The sequence below is a fragment of the Nocardia sp. NPDC058658 genome (assembly GCF_042716665.1).
In the GTDB taxonomy this organism is placed as follows: domain Bacteria; phylum Actinomycetota; class Actinomycetes; order Mycobacteriales; family Mycobacteriaceae; genus Nocardia.
Genome location: NZ_JBHXRR010000014.1, coordinates 1 through 2,815, shown reverse-complemented (window position 1 = coordinate 2,815; position 2,815 = coordinate 1). Strand labels below are relative to the sequence as shown.

The 2,815-nt window shown below is 66.1% G+C and carries 2 protein-coding genes; both read left to right on the top strand.

The genetic code is table 11. The features are described 5' to 3' along the window. Window positions 1-69 precede the first annotated feature (69 nt). Entirely contained in the window at window positions 70-645 is a 576-nt protein-coding gene (locus ACFWUP_RS19880; RefSeq protein WP_379236525.1) for a GtrA family protein, read from the top strand. Between the two features lie 106 nt (window positions 646-751). After that, window positions 752-2,650: a glycosyltransferase gene (locus ACFWUP_RS19875; RefSeq protein WP_379236300.1), complete on the top strand. Its 1,899-nt coding sequence runs from the start codon at window positions 752-754 to the stop codon at window positions 2,648-2,650. The last annotated feature ends 165 nt before the right edge of the window (window positions 2,651-2,815 follow it).

Below are 2,815 nucleotides of genomic sequence, written 5' to 3'. Positions count from 1 at the left end.
GCCGTTGCTTGCTCCTTCGTCGCATCGCAACGGCGGCTAACCGGCGACCCGGCCGCGACCGGCCACTTCGTGGCCGCCCCTCCCTATGGGTCGGGGGTGGTGGTTGGCTACCGTCATGGCGTGTCGCCATCAGTTGAACCGCCTGCTGTTCCCCTTGTGTCCAGGGTGGTGGCGGGGTTGCGGCAAGGTATGGCATTCCTCGTTGTCGGGGCGATCGGGTTTCTCGTCGATGCCGGGACGTACAACCTGCTGGTGTTCTGGGGCGGCGGATTCGGGTTCTCCGAAGGTGTGCTCTATCACTTTCCGTTGCTCGCCAAGATCATCGCGATCGTGGTGGCGACGGTGGTCACCTACTTCGGCAACAAGTGGTGGACCTACTCCCATCGCAAGTCCGACAGCCCCGGCCGCGAATATCTGCTGTACGCGATCGTGAATGTCGTAGCGATCCTCCTGCAACTCGGCTGCCTCGGCTTTTCCCGTTATGTGCTGGATCTGTCGTCGCCGCTGGCGGACAACATTTCCGCCACCGTCGTGGGCCAGACCATGGCGGTGATATTCCGCTATTGGGCCTACAGCAAATTCGTTTTCACCGGCTCGTCGGCAAGCGATGAGCAACACGCGCGGAGTGCGCCAACACCTCACTGACGACGCGAGGGGCCCGCGCGATTGATATCCTCGCCCCGCCCGCCGCGCCTTTCTATACGTGCCTGCTTGCGCCGGCGCAGTCGATACCGAGAATTTCGAGGACTTCATGGAGCAGTCGGCTACCAAAGCCGTGACCGAATCGAACGATCGGCGCGAGGCCGCGCCCGCATCGCTGCGCGGCGTTCACTCAGCGCCCGACCGGCTCGTGCTGGCCAGGGGCATCTTCACCGGGCCGTCGGCGCGGGTGAGCGATGACCTCTACGCGGTCGTCAAGGGGGGTGCCGCGATTCGCGAGCGGCACTCGCTGCACCTGCCAAAGGGCGCCACCGCGCACACCAACACCTACTTCGGCCGGTTGGCCGCCAGCTACTGGCAGCGCTGGACCACCGTCACCGAGGTGTCGGTCGGTGCGCATCTGGTGGTCGGCAACAAGGCCAACGTGCGCCTGGTCGCCTCCGATATCGCCGGGCACCGTCGCATCATCGCGTCGCTGGTGGCGACCAGCAGTGGTGTCGTCTCGCTGTCCGCGCCGCTGGATCAGTACGTCGACGGTGGCGCGCTGTGGCTCGAGTTCGACGCCGTCGGGGGCGAACTCGACATCACCGAGCTGGCCTGGACCGCCAAGGCGCCCGAGACGGTGCGCCCGGTCGCGATCGCGATCTGCACCTTCAACCGGGCCGAGGACTGCGCGCACACCGTGGCCGCGCTGGCCTCGGACGCGACTGTGCTGGCCGCGATCGACGCGGTGTACGTGGTGGATCAGGGCACCGACCTGGTCGAGGACCGGCCGCTGTTCCAGCAGGTCCGTCCTTCCTTCGGCGACAAGCTGCGTTACATCCGTCAGCCGAACCTCGGCGGTGCGGGTGGCTTCACCCGTGGCCTCTACGAGGTATCGGCCGCCAACGAGCACGCCGATGTCATCCTGATGGACGACGACATCCTCTGCGAGCCCGAAACCGTTCTGCGCCTCCAGGCCTTCGCCAACCTCACGGTCGAACCGACCCTGGTCGGCGCGCAGATGCTGTTCCTTTTGAACCCCGACTTCCTCAATGTCGGCGCCGAAGAGGTGCACCTCGGCGAGCTCAAGCACGGCCAGAAGGTGCCCAAGGCGCTGCGCAACACCTCCATGCTCAAGAAGAACCAGGAACGTCGGGTCGATGCCGGCTACAACGCCTGGTGGACCTGCCTCATCCCGGCCGAGGTCGTGAAGAAGATCGGCCTTCCGGTCCCGATCTTCTTCCAGTGGGACGACGTGGAATACGGCATCCGCGCGCGCGAGCACGGTTTCGTCACCGTCACGCTCCCCAACGCGGCCGTATGGCACGCCGACTTCTACTGGAAGGACTACGACGACTGGGCCCGCTACTTCTCCACCCGTAACTCGCTCATCGTCGGCGCCCTGCACACCGATCTCGACGGCAAGGCGATCACCCGTGAGTTCTTCCGCTACATCGCCGAGCACCTCGTCGGCATGCAGTACGGCCTTGTCCACACCACGCTGCAGGGCATCGAAGACTTCATGAAGGGCCCGAAGACGTTGCGCGACGGCGGCATCGACGCCCTCGCCGCTGCCCGCTCCACCCGCAACGACTACCCCGAAACCATCAAGCACCCCGCAGCCACCCCGCCGGTGAACTCGGCCGAGATCTCCGTGCGCCGAGCCAGCGGCGAACCCAGCCGCATCACCCTGGTCCTGATCAAGCGCGCGATCACCCAGTGGACCGGCCGCACCCAGCCCGGCCTCATCGGCGTCACCCGCGAGGACGCCCACTGGTGGCACGTCGGCCTGTTCGACCACGTGGTCGTCACCGACGCCTCCCAGTCCGGCGTCCGAGTCCGCCGCCGCGACAAGGCCCGCGCCCGCGCACTTTTGATCCGCACCTACCGCACCCTGCGCAAACTCCGCAAGGACCTCCCGGCCCTCCAGGCCGAATACCGAGCCGCAGTCCCCGAACTCACCAGCCGCGAAAACTGGGCCCGCCTCTACGGCATCGACCCCAGCTGACGCCCAATCGCCGCGCCGGAACTCCGACGCGGCGATTGCCGTCTTCCGATCAAGATCACCATGTCCTCATCTTGGTTTTTAACCTGGGGTTTCGGTGTCGGTGGGTTTGCCGACCGCCGGACGGGGTGCTCGGTGCTTGTTCTTCGAGCCTGGTGGACGTCCTGG

Bases quoted from the DNA above. Each gene is read 5' to 3' on its own strand.
- ACFWUP_RS19875 (WP_379236300.1), top strand. From the start codon at position 752: ATGGAGCAGTCGGCTACCAAAGCCGTGACCGAATCGAACGATCGGCGC.